A 15,293-nucleotide genomic window follows, 5' to 3' on the forward strand; every position below is an offset into this window, starting at 1 on the left:
TTGGCGCCAGATTACACCATATTTTTCAGCCGGTAGATCCATTCCAGCGCCTGTCGCGGCGACAGGGAATCCGGATCAAGCGCCTCCAGGGCTTCTACCGCCTGCGAGGTCTCTTCCTGCAGCAGCGTCATCTGGGTGGCATCGACGCTGCCCGATGCGGTGTGGCTGGAGATGGATTCCAGCTCGCGCAGTTTCTGACGGGCGCGTTTGATGACGTCGCGCGGCACGCCGGCCAGCGCGGCGACCGCCAGGCCATAGCTTTTGCTGGCGGCACCGTCCTGCACGCTGTGCATGAAGGCGATGGTGTCGCCGTGTTCAAGCGCATCCAGATGCACGTTGACCACGCCTTCCATCTTCTCCGGCAGGGTCGTCAGCTCGAAGTAGTGGGTGGCGAACAGCGTCATCGCCTTGATGCGGTTGGCCAGGTTCTCGGCGCAGGCCCAGGCCAGCGACAGGCCGTCGTAGGTGGAGGTGCCGCGGCCGATTTCATCCATCAACACCAGGCTGTGCTCGGTGGCGTTGTGCAGAATGTTGGCGGTTTCGGTCATCTCCACCATGAAGGTGGAGCGGCCGGAAGCCAGATCGTCCGCCGCGCCGACGCGGGTGAAGATGCGATCCACCGGGCCGATGGTGGCCTTGGTGGCCGGCACGTAGCTGCCGATGTGCGCCATCAGCACGATCAGCGCCGTTTGCCGCATATAGGTGCTTTTACCGCCCATATTCGGACCGGTTATGATCAGCATGCGGCGCTGCGGCGACAGGGTGAGCGGGTTGGAGATAAACGGCTCGCTCAGCACCTGCTCCACCACCGGATGGCGGCCTTCGGTAATGCGGATCCCCGGCTGCTCGCTCATGGTCGGGCAAGCGTAGTTCAGGGTATCGGCGCGCTCGGCCAGGTTGGCCAGCACGTCCAGCTCTGCCAGCGCGGCGGCGCTTTGTTGCAGCTCCGCCAGGTGCGGCAGCAGCAGATCGAACAGCTCGTCGTACAGGCTTTTCTCGATCGCCAGCGCCTTACCCTTGGAGGTGAGCACTTTGTCTTCGTACTCTTTCAGTTCCGGGATGATGTAGCGCTCGGCATTTTTCAGCGTCTGACGGCGTACATAGTGGATCGGCACCAGGTGGCTTTGACCGCGGCTGACCTGAATGTAATAGCCGTGTACGCCGTTGAAGCCGACCTTAAGCGTATCCAGACCCAGCTTTTCACGCTCGCGGATCTCCAGCCGGTCGAGATAGTCGCTGGCGCCGTCGGCCAACGCGCGCCACTCGTCCAGTTCGCTGTTGTAGCCGGGGGCGATCACGCCGCCGTCGCGCACCAGCACCGGCGGTGATTCAATGACCGCACGTTCCAGCAGCTCGCGCAGTTCGTCAAACTGGCCCACCTGCGACAGCAGCTGCTGCACGTGCGGCGTTTTCACATCCTGCAGCAGCGCGCGGATGTCCGGCAACTGTTGGAAAGCATGGCGCATGCGCGCCAGATCGCGCGGCCGGGCGGTGCGCAGCGCCAAACGCGCCAAAATACGTTCCTGATCGCCTACCTGACGCAGCGAAGGTTGCAGATCTGCGAACAGTTCCTGCAATGCGCCGATCGCCTGCTGGCGGGCGGTCAGCACCTTGATGTCGCGGGTCGGCATGTGCAGCCAGCGTTTCAGCATGCGGCTGCCCATCGGCGTGACCGTACGGTCGAGGATCGCCGCCAGCGTGTTGTCGCTGCCGCCGGACAGGCTCTGCGTCAGCTCCAGGTTGCGGCGGGTGGCGGCATCCATGATGATGCCGTCCTGCTGGCGTTCCATGGTGATGCCGCGAATGTGCGGCAGCGAAGTGCGTTGGGTATCTTTGACGTACTGCAGCAGACAGCCGGCGGCGCGCAGCGCCTGGTGCGCCTGCTCGACGCCGAAGCCGGTCAAGTCGCGGGTGCCGAACTGCAGGTTGAGCTGCTGACGCGCGGTCTCAAGCTCGAATTCCCACAGCGGACGGCGGCGCAGGCCGTGGCGCTGTTCGATCAGCGCCATGTGTTCGAAGGTTTCCGGATAGAGCAGCTCGGCCGGATTGGTGCGCTGCAGCTCGGCGGCCATGGTTTCCAGATCCTGCGGCTCGGCGACGCGGAAGCGGCCGGAGCTGACGTCCAGCGTGGCGTAGCCGAAGCCGCGCGCGTCCTGCCAGATCGCCGCCAGCAGGTTGTCCTGACGCTCTTGCAGCAGCGCTTCGTCGGTGATGGTGCCGGGGGTGACGATACGCACCACTTTGCGTTCGACCGGCCCTTTGCTGGTGGCCGGATCGCCGATCTGCTCGCAGATGGCGACGGACTCGCCGAGCTGCACCAGCTTGGCCAGGTAGTTCTCCACCGCGTGGTGCGGCACGCCGGCCATCGGGATCGGTTCGCCCGCCGAGGCGCCGCGTTTGGTCAGCGAGATATCCAGCAGTTGGGAAGCGCGCTTGGCGTCGTCGTAAAATAGCTCGTAGAAGTCGCCCATGCGGTAGAACAGCAGGATTTCAGGATGCTGGGCCTTGAGGCGCAGGTACTGCTGCATCATTGGCGTGTGCGAATCGAGTTTATCGGTGCTATTCATGCGATTATTTTTCCAATCCATTGAATGTAAAGGTCACTGTGATTTTCATTGTCGTCATTCGCTATCACATTGTTTCAGCAGGCGTCGCCCCATTCAGCGCTTGGCGGGCGGCGCAAATCAAGTCATCAAAACGCCAAACGGCGCGTTCAAACCCAAGGTTTGCACAGACGCTTATACTAGCCCAGCGGGCAATCGGCTGTCACAGGTAAAAATGGGAAGCGCTGCGCAAGGCCGGTTTGCAACGAAGCGAGATTGTCGTTCGCCTGCGGGCAACAACGCAAGTGTCGCCGCCCGCAGTAGTGGTGGAGAGGTTATTGCGCGGCGGTGAGAGGCAAGGGCAGTTGATAGAGGCGGAAACTGTCGGGCACTTCGGTTTCATGGCCGGGCAGCAGGCGGTGGCGGATGCGCGATTCGCTGACGAAGGCGCAGCCTTGCGGGGTAATAGTCAGGTTGACCGGCGATTCCATGCCTTCGCGCAAGACCTCAAGCTGGTGCATGCCTGCCGCCTTGGGTGAGGTGATCCGCAGGATCCGCCCCTGGCCGCTTTGGATCCCGTTTTCCAGCACGATCAGCGCGCCGTCCGGCGCCAATCCCATTCCGTCCGGGTTTTCGATGAGGCGCGGCAGCCGCATTTCCGTCAGCTGCGGCTTTGGAGCGTTATAACTGAGGGTGTAGAGCTTACCGGTGCCGAAATTGGCGACAGCCATCAGCCGGTCGTCGAGCAGCACGATCCCGGCGGCGCCCAGCCCGCTGGGGGCCGCTAACTGCGGATCTTGAAACAGCGTACGGAATGCCGTCTCGCCCGGCCGCAGGCGCAGGATGCCGCCGCCGCGGGTTTCCGTCACATACACCGTACCGTCTGCGCCGAGCACGATATCGTTGCCCATTTCTCCCACCGGCAGCGCCAGGCTGCGGTTAAGCGTGCCATCGGCGACGTTCAGCGCGTAGATGCGGTTGGCGCGCGTTTTGCCGCCGGAGAGGAAGTCCGGCGAATTGCCCCACAGCAACCCGCGCCGTTCGTCCAGCCGCAGCGCGTTTGAGGCGAACACCGTGTCAGCGCCGGGGAAAAAGCTTTCCCACGCTTGACCCGGCCGCTTGCGCAGCACGTTGCCGCTGGTGACAAAGCCGACATACAGCGTACCGTCCGTCGCACGGGCGATGCCGTTGGGGTAAAGTGCGCCAGGCGGCAGCGTCATGCTGTTTGCGGCGCAGTCTGCGCTGACGGCAGCCTGCACCGGAGCGCTAAGGGGGAATGCGGCAGCGAGGGTGAACAACACCGCTCGTGCGGTAAGCGCATATGACATGTCTTCTCTCCTGGAATGACGGAAAAGGGGCTACCAGCGATCGGGGCGGACAGCATGCGCCATTGGCGCCTCCAGCGCGGCCACGTCTTCCGGTGATAGCCTGAGGTCGAGCGCTGCCAGCGCATCCTGCAGATGATGCGGCTTGGACATGCCCACCAGCGGCGACGCCACGCCGGGTTTGGCCAACAGCCAGGCCAGCGCGATCTGCGCTGGTGGAACGCCGCGCGCGGCCGCCACCTCCGCGACCGCCGCGACGGTGCGTTCTACCTCGTTTCTGCCGCCGTACCAACGGGGCGCCTGTTCGTCGGTGGCGGCGCGCAGCGTGCCGCCGCTGCCGGAGCCGGCCAGCACGCCGCGGGCCAGCGGCGACCAGGGCGTCAGACCAAGACCCTCCTCCAGACACAGCGGGATCAGTTCCTCTTCATCTTCACGCGTCACCAGGTTGTATTGGCTTTGCAGCGAAATAAACGGCGCCAGGCGGTGCTGACGTTGAAAGGCCAGCATTTTCATCAGGCGCCAGGCGTGCAGCGAGGAGGCGCCGAGATAGCGGATCTTGCCCGCCCGCACCAGGCCATCGAGGGTGTCGGCGGTTTCTTCGATCGGCGTTTCGGTGTCGAAGCGGTGCAGCACGAACAGATCGAGGTAATCCGTTCCCAGCCGCTGCAAGGAGGCGTCGACGCTGTGCAGCAGGTGCTTGCGTGATAGCCCCCGGCTGTTCGGCTGCGCGTCTATTGGAAAGTAGGCCTTGGTGGCGATCACCACGTCTTCACGGCGGGCGAACGCCCTCAGCGCGCGGCCGAGAATGCGCTCGCTTTCTCCGCCGGAGTAAATGTTGGCGGTATCGAAAAAATTGATACCCGCCTCCAGCGCCTCGCGGATAAAGGGGCGCGCTTCATCTTCCTTCAGCACCCAGGGCCGCCAGGCCGGATCGCCGTAGGTCATGCAACCCAGGCAGAGGCGGGACACCTTCAGGCCGCTGTCGCCAAGCCGAACGTAGTTCATGGCCTCGTCTCCTCAACGCATGCCGGCGATGGTGTAACCGCCGTCCACCAGCAGGCTTTGGCCGGTGATGAAGCGGGCTTCGTCCGTCGCCAGCCACAGCGCCACATCGCCGATGTCTTCCGATTCACCCAGGCGGCCGGCGGGCGTATGGGCGATAAAGGGCGCGAAGGCCGCGCTGTCAGCCACGCTGCCGCGTGCCATCGGCGTGTCGATGATGCCGGGGTTGATGTTGTTGACGCGGATGCCCCGGCCGCTGTACTCGAGCGCCACCGCGCGGATCATCGCATCGAGCGCGCCCTTGCTGGCGGAGTAGCTGGATGAGCCGGCCAGCGCGCCGTGGGTCAGCCAAGAGGAGGTGTTGATGATCACGCCGCCCGAGCGCTGAGCCAGGAAGGTTTCAATCTCATATTTCATCGCCAGCCAGACGCCTCTGAGGTTAATGGCGATCACCCGGTCAAAATCCTCGCTGCTCTGTTCGGCGATGGGGGCGAAGTTGCCGATGATGCCGGCGTTGTTGAAGGCGACGTCGAGCCGGCCGTAATGGGCGGTCACCGTGGCGATCAGTTGGCGGATATCGTTTTCCTGGGAGACGTCGGCCACGATGGGCAGGGCGTCGCCGCCGGCCAGCGCGATGTCGCGCGCCGTGGCTTCGATTTCCGCCGCGCGTCGGCCGGCCAGCGCGACGTTGGCGCCTTCGCGGGCATAGGCCAGCGCCGCAGCGCGGCCGATGCCGGTGCCGCCGCCGCTCACCAGTACGACTTTGCCCACCAGACGGCGCGGCGTTTCATGAGTTGGAGCTGTAGCATTAATCATCGTATCGATACCTGGTAATGGGGTCGATCGCAATGCTATGTTGTTAGGTGAAGGATAACTATCCGCTAAAAATTCATCTCACTATTAGATAATTTATATCAATAGCATGAAAAAACCTGAACTGTCCGGCCTGGCGGCCTTCGTGGCTATCGCCAGTGAACGCAGCTTCCGCCGCGCCGCCGCCCGGTTGGGCGTGACGCCGCCGACGCTGACCCACACCCTGCGCGAATTGGAGGCGCAGGTGGGCATTCGCCTGCTAAACCGCACCACCCGCAACGTCTCGCCGACGGAGGCCGGTGAGCATCTGCTGGCACAGCTGGTGCCCGCCTTTACCGACATCGACGCCGCGCTGGAGAGCCTGAATGCGTTTCGCGAAGGGCCGCGCGGCCTGGTGCGCATCAACGCGCCGCGTTCGGCCATCGATCTTGCCATCGTGCCGCATCTGGGGCGGTTGGCCTGCGAGTACCCCGGCATTACGCTGGAAGTGGTGGCGGACGAGGGGTTTGCCAACATTGTCGAACAGGGCTTTGACGCCGGTATTAGGCTCGGCGAGGATCTGCACAACGATATGCGCGCGGTGCGTCTGACGCCGGATCTGCGTTTCGCCATCGTCGCCACGCCGGACTATTTTCAACGGCACGGCGAACCGATGCATCCGCAGGATTTGCTGCAGCACCGCTGCATCGGTTGGCGCAAGGCCTCTTCGGGCGAGCGCTACAAATGGGCATTTCAGCAGGGTGAGCAGCGGTTTTCCGTGGCGGTTAACAGCCCGTTGATACTCGATGACGGCAGGATGATGGTGCAGGCGGCGCTGGCGCACGTCGGCATCGCTTTCGCCATCGAACAAGAGGTAGAAGAACACCTGGCGAGCGGGCGGCTGCGGCGGGTGTTGAACGACTGGTGCGCGCCGTTTACCGGTTTTTATCTCTATTACCCCAACCGCAGGAATCATTCCGTGGCGCTGAGCACGGTGATCGAGTTGCTGCGTCTGCCCACCTAATCCTCTTCATCGGCTATCGCGTTCGGATGGCCGTAGGTGAATCAAGCTTGAACTATTTTTATTCCCTTTTCGTTTGTTCAGGCGCAAATAAACCCTTAAATTCTCGGTGAGTTTGTAACTTGCTGTTTATAATTGTTATTTGAATATTTATTGCGAATATTCCGAGTTTTTATCGGTTATTTGAGAGCCCGGTCACACTATTTTTTTGTGCGAAATGTGAAGGGGGTCAATCCGTCAGGTCAATGAGAGACGGTTATGTCTCCTCCTGGCTTACCGATCCGTTTTTCATGCTCCGTATACTGTCCGTAACCAGGGCAACGTGACGGAAATTTTCATAAGGAATGTGCGTGAAGCAATCGTGATTGCATCTGGCATACAAATAACACCGGGTTTTTTTGATTATCTGAGGTGCTTGGTATGGAAAAGAAAAAAATCTATCTGTTTTGTTCTGCCGGTATGTCCACTTCCCTGTTGGTATCAAAAATGAAGGCGCAGGCCGAGAAATATGAAGTGCCGGTGATCATCGCCGCCTATCCGGAAGCGCTGGCTGCGGAGAAAGGCGTTGAGGCGGATCTGATCCTGCTGGGGCCGCAGATCGCCTACACCTTGCCGGAAGTGCAAAAACAGCTGCCCAACAAACCTGTGGAAGTCATCGATCCGCTGCTGTACGGCAAGGTCGATGGGCTGGGCGTACTGAAGGCCGCGGTGGCCGCCATCAAGAAAGCCAATCAATAAAAGGAGGCCGCCGTGAATACCCTCATTGCCTCGCTCGAGAAGGTTATCCTGCCTTTCGCCGTAAAAATCGGTAAGCAGCCCCACGTCAACGCCATCAAGAATGGCTTTATCCGCCTGATGCCGCTGACCTTGACCGGGGCGATGTTCGTGTTGATCAACAACGTGTTCCTGAGCTTCGGCGAAGGATCGTTCTTCTATTCGCTGGGCGTAAGGTTGGATGCCTCTACCATCGAGACGCTGAATAGTCTGAAGAGCATCGGCGGCAGCGTTTACAACGGCACGCTGGGGATCATGTCCCTGATGACGCCGTTCTTTATCAGCATGGCGTTGGCGGAAGAGCGAAAGGTCGATCCGCTCGCTTCGGCGCTGCTGGCGGTGGCGGCCTTTATGACCGTCACACCGTTCAATGTCGGCGAGGCCTATGCGGTGGGAGCCAACTGGTTGGGCGGCGCCAACATCATTTCCGGTATGGTGATTGGGCTGGTGGTGGCCGAGATGTTTGCCTTCATCGTGCGGCGCAACTGGGTGATTAGCCTGCCGGACAGCGTGCCGGCTTCGGTGTCGCGTTCCTTCTCGGCGCTGATCCCCGGTTTCATCATCCTCTCCATCATGGGGCTGGTGGCGTTCGCGCTGGCGCACTGGGGCACCAACTTCCACCAGATCATCATGGACGGCATTTCGGCGCCGCTGGCCAAGATGGGCAGCGTGGTGGGCTGGGTGTACGTGCTGTTCTCCTCGCTGCTGTGGTTCTTTGGGGTGCACGGCTCCATGGCGCTGGCGGCCCTGGACAGCGGCATCATGACGCCGTTCGCGCTGGAAAACGTGGAGCTGTACAACAAATACGGTTCGGTCGAAGCGGCGGTGGCCGCCGGAAAAGAGTTCCACATGTGGGCGAAACCGTTCGTCGACTCCTACATCTACCTCGGCGGCACCGGCTCGACGCTGGGCTTGATCATCGCCATCTTCATCGCCTCGCGCCGCGAAGATTATCGCCAGGTCGCCAAACTGGCGACGCCATCCGGCATCTTCCAGATCAACGAACCGATACTGTTCGGCCTGCCGGTGATCATGAACCCGGTGATGTTCATTCCGTTCATCCTGGTGCAGCCGGTGCTGACCATTATCACCTCCCTGGCCTACTACTCCGGGCTGATCCCGCCGATCACCAACATCGCTCCCTGGACCATGCCGGTCGGCCTGGGGGCGTTCTTCAACACCAATGGCAGCATCATGGCCATGTTGCTGAGCCTGTTCAACCTGGCGGTCGCCACCGTGATCTATCTGCCGTTCGTGGCGATCTCCAATAAGGCGCAGAGCCAGATCGACGCGGCGACGGAAAGCGAAGAAGACATCGCCAAGGCGCTGAAATTCTAACTGTGGAACGGGGCGGCGTGGCCGCCCCGCGAGGGACGCGAGTATGGAATATCAATTTGCCGACGGGTTCTGGTGGGGCAGCGCCACCTCCGCGCCGCAGTCTGAAGGGGCGGCCGCGCGGGACGGCAAGAGCCGCAACATCTTCGACTATTGGTACGAGATCGCGCCCGAGCGCTTTCACGAGCGGGTGGGTCCGACCGAAGCCTCGACCTTTTACGACCATTTCCGCACCGATATCGGGCTGCTCAAAACGCTGGGCCACAATACCTTTAGAACGTCGATCTCGTGGTCGCGGCTGATCCCGGACGGCGACGGTGAAGTGAACCCGCAGGCGGCGGCGTTCTATAACGCGATGATCGACGAGCTGCTGGCGCAGGGCATCACCCCGTTTATCAATCTCTATCACTTCGATATGCCGCTGTGCATGCAACAGCGCGGCGGTTGGGAAAGCCGGGCGGTGGTCGAAGCCTATGCGCGTTACGCCGATACCTGTTTCGGCCTATTTGGCGATCGGGTCACCCACTGGTTCACCTTCAACGAGCCGATCGTGCCGGTGGAAGCCGGTTACCTGAATGACCTGCACTACCCTTGCGTAGTGGACTTCAAACGAGCGGTCACCGTGGCGTATCACAGCGTACTGGCGCACGCCATGGCGGTGCAGCGTTTCAGAGCGCGGAGGCTGCAGGGGAGCATCGGCATCATTCTGAATCTGAGCCCGACCTATCCGCGCTCCGACGCGCCGGAGGATCTGCAGGCGGCACACGACGCCGATCTGCTGCTCAACCGCAGTTTCCTCGATCCTGTCGCCAAAGGGCGTTACCCGGCCGCATTGCTGCACCTGCTGGAGCGGCATGGGCTGATGCCCTACTGCGAACCGCAGGACGCGCAGCTGATCGAAGGCGGCGTGGTGGATATCCTTGGCGTCAACTATTACCAGCCGCGCAGGGTGCAGGCGAAAGCGGGACGGCGCGCCGAGGGGCCGATCGCATCGCCGGAGGATTTGTTCAGTTACTATGCAATGCCGGGTCGCAAAATCAATCCGCACCGCGGCTGGGAGATCTACGAAAAGGGGCTGTACGACATCCTGATGGATCTGAAAGAGAACTACGGCAATCTGCCCTGTTATATTTCGGAAAATGGCATGGGCGTCGAGGGCGAAGAGGCGTTTATCGGCGCCGATGGGCGGGTGGAGGACGATTACCGCATCGACTTTATTCGCGAGCACCTGAAGTGGCTGCACCGCGCGCTGGCCGAAGGCTCGCAGTGCAAGGGCTATCATCTGTGGACCTTTATCGACTGCTGGTCCTGGCTGAATGCCTACAAGAATCGTTATGGGCTGGTGCGGCTGGATCGGGCGGATCAGCGGCGCACCATCAAAAAAAGCGGTTACTGGTTTGCCGAGGCGGCCAGACGCAACGGATTTGACTAACGGGAGGCCGGCGCCGTGTCCGATAACCGAATTTCGCTGAGTGCCAACGACGTGAAGCTGATTCGCGAGCAGGATTTCTTTAACTGCAAAGACTTTCACCTGTTCATCTACAACAAGGTGGAAAGTGCCACCGGGCTGCATCAGCACGACTACTACGAGTTCACTATTGTGCTGAGCGGCAAATGCTATCAGGAGATCAACGGCAAGCGGGTGCTGCTGGAACGCGGGGATTTCGTCTTTATCCCTATCGGTTCCTACCACCAGAGCTTTTACGAGTTCGGCGCGACGAAAATTTTCAACGTGGCGGTTAGCAAAGCGTTCTTTGAAGAGCACTATTTGCAGCAGCTGCCGCGTTGCTTTGTCGCCTCGCAGGCCTACAGCCTGAGAAGCGAGTTTTTGGCCTATATCGAATCGGTGGTGAGTTCGCCGCAGTTTCGCGAGGATGACTTCGCCGAGTTTCTCGAAACGCTGACCTTCTATGTGATCAGCCGCATTCGTCACCATAAAGAAGAAAACGACGGCGGCGATGATATCCCGCAGTGGCTGAAGAACACCCTGGCCGGCATGCATGACAAGGCGATGTTCGGTGAAAAGGCGTTGGCGAACATGGTGGCGCTGTCGGGGAAAACCCAGGAGTACCTGACCCGGGCGATGCGGCGCTACTACCAGAAGACGCCGATGCAGGTGATCAATGAGATCCGCATCAACTTCGCCAAGACGCAGCTGGAGGTCACCAACTATTCGGTCTCTGACATCGCTTTCGATTCCGGCTATGGCGACGTCAGCTTGTTCATTAAAAACTTCAAGCGGCTCACCGACGTGACCCCAGGCAACTACCGAAAAAAGTGTTACGGCCCTCTTTAGGGCCGCTCCCGATCAGTATCAACGCCGATATGCCGATGAGCTTCAGGGCGCCAGTCGGTTAATCATTTGATTTTACCTTAACGAGGGGGAATGCCGCGCCGAGCGGTCGGCCTTCCCTTGCCAAAAATCCATCCCGCGGGAGCCTCTATGGAAAAACTACTGATCGTGAATGCCGATGATTTCGGCCTGAGCAAAGGGCAGAACTATGGCGTCATCGAGGCGTATCAGCATGGCGTCGTTTCCTCCACCACGGCGATGGTGAACGGCGGCGGAGCGCAGCACGCGGCGGCGCTCAGCCGGCAATATCCGGGGTTGCCGATTGGGCTGCATTTCGTTTTGACCCATGGCAAGCCGCTGGGCGCCATGCCTTCGCTGGTCAACGAACATGGCGAACTGGGCAAATGGCTGTGGCGCCGCGCCGAGGCCGGCGAGCTGCAGCTGGACGAAATTCACGAGGAGCTGCAGCGCCAGTTCGCGCGCTTCGTGACGCTGTTCGGCCGGCCGCCGACGCATATCGACAGCCACCACCATGTGCATATGCAGCCGCAAATTTATCCGCTGGTGGAGGCGTTCGCGCAAGCGCAGGGTCTGCCGCTGCGTCTCGATCGCGAAGAGGCGAAACGGCGTGGCATCACGCTGCATGCCCCCTATAGCACTGACGTTTTCGACGCGGGATTCTACGGTGAGACGATTTCCGAAACGTTGTTCCTGCAAAGGTTGGCGCGCGCCGACGAGCAGGGCGCAGAATCATTGGAAATGATGTGCCACCCGGCGTTCCTCGACGCGACGATCCTGCAGAGCCAATACTGCCATCCGCGCCTCGTCGAGCTGGATGTGTTGACCGCGCCGACGCTGAAAGCGGCGATCGCCGAACGCGGTTTCCTGCTTGGCTCCTTCCAGGATCTGTAACGCCGCCGTTTACAGCATGGCGTGCGCCTTTTTCAGGCCGGTGTCTTCTTCCGGATCGGCGCCCTGAGGCAAGGGTTCCGCCTCTTGTGCTTCGGGCTGCGGCTCGTCGACCTCGGGCGCCGCTTCCGGCGGCGGCATGGTGTCGTGAATGATCTGTTCATCGAAGGTCGGATTAAGCGCCGGCGACAGCGGCGAGCTGGTGAGGCTGTCCGGCAGCGGAATGTGCGGCACCGGCGCGTCCTGCGCCAACTGCGGTTCCTCCGCTTTCGCCGTGCGGCTGAGAGCCGCCAGCAGCACGCCGCACAGGGCGAAAAAGGCGTACAGGATATTGCCGCCCAGCGGCTCGATCAGCGCGCCGACCGCCAATGGCCCGATGCTGGCGCCGACGCCGAACGCCATCAGCAGACAGGCGGCCAGCGAGACGCGGCGTTCCGGCTCGATCAGATCGTTGGCCAGCGCCACCGCCAACGGGTAGAGCGTAAATTGCAACATGCTGACGACGAACCCGACCGCTAGCAGCAGCGGGAAATCGATGTGCGGCAGCAGCGCCAGCGGCAGCGCCGCCACGATCAGAAAAATGGCGTTGAGGCGCATCAGCAACGGGCGATTATAGCGATCCGACAGCCAACTGAGCGGGAACTGCGCCACCAGCCCGGCGAAGATGGCCAGCGCCATGAACAGGCCGGTTTGCTGAGTGGTTAAGGATTGCAGGCTGGCGTAGACCGGCGCCAGGCCGTAAAACGAGCCCACCACCATGCCGATCACCAGCGTGGTAGCCAGCACCTTGGGAATGGCGCCGACAAAGTAACGCAGCTCCATCGGGGCCGGCGACATGTGGCGCGCATTGGTGCGGGTGGTGAGCGCGATGGGCACCAGACAAAGCGCGAAGCACAACGCGATCACCAGCAGCGTGGTGATGCCCAGGTTGCTTTGCAGCATCAGCACTATCTGGCCCAGCGACATGCCGAGATAGGTCGCCGACATATAGAAGCCGAACACCATGCCGCGCTGGTTGGATTCCGCCTGGTCGTTCAGCCAGCTTTCCAGCACCATATACTGGCACATCATGCACAGCCCGATCACCAGACGCAGCGCGACCCAGGCGGGAATGAACGCCGTCAGACCGTGCCCCAGCACCGCAGCGGTGATGATGCCGGCGCAGGCCACGTAGGCGCGGATATGCCCGACGCGGGCGATGAGAAAGTGGCCGACCTTGCCGCCGATCACCAACCCGATGTAGTTGGCGGCGATGATGGCGCCGATCAGCGCACTGCTGACGTGGATGGAGGCCAGCCGCAGCGAGACATAGGTGGTGAGCAGGCCTGAGCCCAACAGCAGCAACAGGGTGGTGGTGTACAACGGCAAGAATACGCCCAACGTTTTTTTCACGCTATCATCCTAATCTCTTCTGGTGCGCCCTGAGGCCGCCGCAGCGTGCCGCCTCCGTGATGTTCCTTGTGCTGGTGCGCCGCCGCTCAATGGGGCGCTTCTTTTGATACTAGCAGCTTGGCCGGGCGCTTAAAACCGCACTTCCTGCGAGGCGCTGCGCATTTCTGCGCGCCGGCCGCCGTGTCGCCTTGATAAATGCTACTATCGGGCGCATATACCTGAATTCGCGAGGGAGGGGTTATGAGTGAAAACCAACTGCGCCGGCTCAGCGTGCTGGCGGGGGAAAAACTGAAGGCTCAGGGCCGCTGGATCACCTGCGCGGAATCCTGCACCGGCGGCGGCATAGCCAAGGCCATTACCGATATCGCCGGCAGCTCCGCCTATTTCGATCGCGGTTTCGTCACCTACAGTAATGCGGCGAAACATGATCTGCTGGGGGTGAGCGAAGCGACGTTGGCGGCGCACGGCGCGGTCAGCGAAGAGGTGGTGCGCGAGATGGCGATAGGGGCGCTGCGGGCGGCGCAGGCCGATCTGGCGCTGTCGGTGAGCGGCATCGCCGGCCCGGACGGCGGCAGCGTGGAAAAGCCGGTCGGCACCGTGTGGTTCGGCTTTGCCAGCAGCGATGGCCGGGGGCTGTCGCGCAAGATGCAATTCGAGGGCGACCGCGATGCGGTGCGGCTGCAGGCGACGATTTTCGCGCTGCAAACCGCCATCGACGAATTTTTGTAAATTAGGCTTGATACTGTATGACCATACAGTATAATTAGTGACATTTCCTGCACAACATACATTCAGTGGCAGTGTGGGGTAACACCGGCATTGCGAAACGAAGGAGCAAAAATGGCTATTGATGAGAACAAGCAAAAGGCGTTAGCTGCGGCACTGGGCCAGATTGAGAAACAGTTCGGCAAAGGCTCCATCATGCGTCTGGGTGAAGACCGCTCCATGGACGTGGAAACGATCTCCACCGGCTCACTGTCACTCGATATCGCCCTGGGCGCCGGCGGCCTGCCGATGGGCCGCATCGTAGAAATCTACGGCCCGGAATCGTCCGGTAAAACCACTTTGACGCTGCAGGTGATCGCCGCCGCGCAGCGCGAAGGCAAAACCTGTGCGTTCATCGACGCCGAGCACGCGCTGGATCCTATCTATGCGAAAAAGCTGGGCGTCGATATCGACAACCTGCTGTGCTCGCAGCCGGATACCGGCGAGCAGGCGCTGGAAATCTGTGATGCGCTGACCCGCTCCGGCGCGGTTGATGTCATCATCGTCGACTCCGTGGCGGCGCTGACGCCGAAGGCGGAAATCGAAGGTGAAATCGGCGATTCGCACATGGGCCTGGCGGCGCGCATGATGAGCCAGGCGATGCGTAAGCTGGCCGGCAACCTGAAAAACGCCAATACCCTGCTGATCTTCATCAACCAGATCCGTATGAAAATTGGTGTGATGTTCGGCAACCCGGAAACCACGACCGGCGGTAACGCCCTGAAGTTCTATGCTTCGGTGCGTTTGGATATCCGTCGTATCGGCGCCATCAAAGAAGGCGACGAAGTGGTGGGCAGCGAAACCCGCGTGAAAGTGGTGAAGAACAAAATCGCTGCGCCGTTCAAACAGGCTGAGTTCCAAATCATGTACGGCGAAGGCATCAACAGCCGCGGCGAACTGGTCGATCTGGGCGTGAAGCACAAGATGATCGAAAAAGCCGGCGCCTGGTACAGCTATAACGGCGAGAAGATTGGTCAGGGCAAGGCGAACGCCTGTAACTTCCTGAAAGAAAACCCGGCTATCGCCGCCGAGCTGGATAAGAAACTGCGCGACCTGCTGCTGCACAGCGGCGGTGAACTGGTAGCCGCTTCCGGTGACGACTTCGAAGACGATGAAGCGGAAACCAGCGAGCAGTTCTAATC

At 61.1% G+C, this 15,293-nt stretch carries 13 protein-coding genes; 8 read left to right on the plus strand and 5 right to left on the minus strand.

Going from position 1 to position 15,293, the window contains the following annotated elements:
• Window positions 1-11: 11 nt before the first annotated feature.
• From mutS to JL05_RS04845, 4 genes are all read right to left on the minus strand, one after another.
• On the minus strand, window positions 12-2,567 hold the full coding sequence (gene mutS, locus JL05_RS04830; protein ID WP_033633556.1) for a DNA mismatch repair protein MutS: 2,556 nt from the start codon (window positions 2,565-2,567) through the stop codon (window positions 12-14).
• A 311-nt stretch (window positions 2,568-2,878) separates the two neighbouring features.
• Window positions 2,879-3,871, minus strand: a complete 993-nt coding sequence (locus JL05_RS04835; RefSeq protein WP_238545834.1) for an NHL repeat-containing protein — start codon at window positions 3,869-3,871, stop codon at window positions 2,879-2,881.
• A gap of 30 nt (window positions 3,872-3,901) precedes the next feature.
• Entirely contained in the window at window positions 3,902-4,873 is a 972-nt protein-coding gene (locus JL05_RS04840) for an aldo/keto reductase (protein WP_033631817.1), read from the minus strand.
• A 12-nt stretch (window positions 4,874-4,885) separates the two neighbouring features.
• Window positions 4,886-5,686, minus strand: a complete 801-nt coding sequence (locus JL05_RS04845; RefSeq protein WP_050501225.1) for an SDR family NAD(P)-dependent oxidoreductase — start codon at window positions 5,684-5,686, stop codon at window positions 4,886-4,888.
• A gap of 106 nt (window positions 5,687-5,792) precedes the next feature.
• On the opposite strand from JL05_RS04845, the gene JL05_RS04850 reads away from it, so the two are divergent.
• From JL05_RS04850 to chbG, 6 genes are all read left to right on the plus strand, one after another.
• Window positions 5,793-6,686: a LysR family transcriptional regulator gene (locus tag JL05_RS04850; RefSeq protein WP_033631818.1), complete on the plus strand. Its 894-nt coding sequence runs from the start codon at window positions 5,793-5,795 to the stop codon at window positions 6,684-6,686.
• A 417-nt stretch (window positions 6,687-7,103) separates the two neighbouring features.
• Window positions 7,104-7,421 carry a PTS sugar transporter subunit IIB gene (locus JL05_RS04855; protein WP_004932561.1) on the plus strand — a complete coding sequence of 106 codons (318 nt, stop codon included), beginning with the start codon at window positions 7,104-7,106 and terminating at the stop codon, window positions 7,419-7,421.
• Between the two features lie 12 nt (window positions 7,422-7,433).
• The gene (gene chbC / locus JL05_RS04860) at window positions 7,434-8,795 is read left to right on the plus strand and encodes a PTS N,N'-diacetylchitobiose transporter subunit IIC (protein ID WP_004932557.1); all 1,362 of its coding nucleotides are present in this window, start codon (window positions 7,434-7,436) and stop codon (window positions 8,793-8,795) included.
• A gap of 43 nt (window positions 8,796-8,838) precedes the next feature.
• Window positions 8,839-10,224 (plus strand): glycoside hydrolase family 1 protein, encoded by a 1,386-nt coding sequence (locus tag JL05_RS04865; RefSeq protein ID WP_033631819.1) that lies wholly within the window; start codon window positions 8,839-8,841, stop codon window positions 10,222-10,224.
• 15 nt (window positions 10,225-10,239) lie between these two features.
• Window positions 10,240-11,088 (plus strand): transcriptional regulator ChbR, encoded by an 849-nt coding sequence (chbR, locus tag JL05_RS04870; RefSeq protein ID WP_015376697.1) that lies wholly within the window; start codon window positions 10,240-10,242, stop codon window positions 11,086-11,088.
• A gap of 147 nt (window positions 11,089-11,235) precedes the next feature.
• Window positions 11,236-11,997: a chitin disaccharide deacetylase gene (gene chbG / locus JL05_RS04875; RefSeq protein ID WP_033631820.1), complete on the plus strand. Its 762-nt coding sequence runs from the start codon at window positions 11,236-11,238 to the stop codon at window positions 11,995-11,997.
• A gap of 9 nt (window positions 11,998-12,006) precedes the next feature.
• Here chbG and JL05_RS04880 read toward each other — a convergent pair whose 3' ends face one another.
• Window positions 12,007-13,386 carry an MFS transporter gene (locus tag JL05_RS04880; RefSeq protein WP_033631821.1) on the minus strand — a complete coding sequence of 460 codons (1,380 nt, stop codon included), beginning with the start codon at window positions 13,384-13,386 and terminating at the stop codon, window positions 12,007-12,009.
• Between the two features lie 240 nt (window positions 13,387-13,626).
• Here JL05_RS04880 and pncC point away from each other — a divergent pair, with 240 nt between their 5' ends.
• Together pncC and recA are read left to right on the plus strand one after the other, a co-directional pair.
• Window positions 13,627-14,115 carry a nicotinamide-nucleotide amidase gene (gene pncC / locus JL05_RS04885; protein ID WP_004932543.1) on the plus strand — a complete coding sequence of 163 codons (489 nt, stop codon included), beginning with the start codon at window positions 13,627-13,629 and terminating at the stop codon, window positions 14,113-14,115.
• Between the two features lie 111 nt (window positions 14,116-14,226).
• Window positions 14,227-15,291, plus strand: a complete 1,065-nt coding sequence (gene recA, locus JL05_RS04890) for a recombinase RecA (protein WP_004932541.1) — start codon at window positions 14,227-14,229, stop codon at window positions 15,289-15,291.
• The last annotated feature ends 2 nt before the right edge of the window (window positions 15,292-15,293 follow it).

The sequence above is a fragment of the Serratia nematodiphila DZ0503SBS1 genome (assembly GCF_000738675.1).
In the GTDB taxonomy this organism is placed as follows: Bacteria; Pseudomonadota; Gammaproteobacteria; order Enterobacterales; family Enterobacteriaceae; genus Serratia; species Serratia nematodiphila.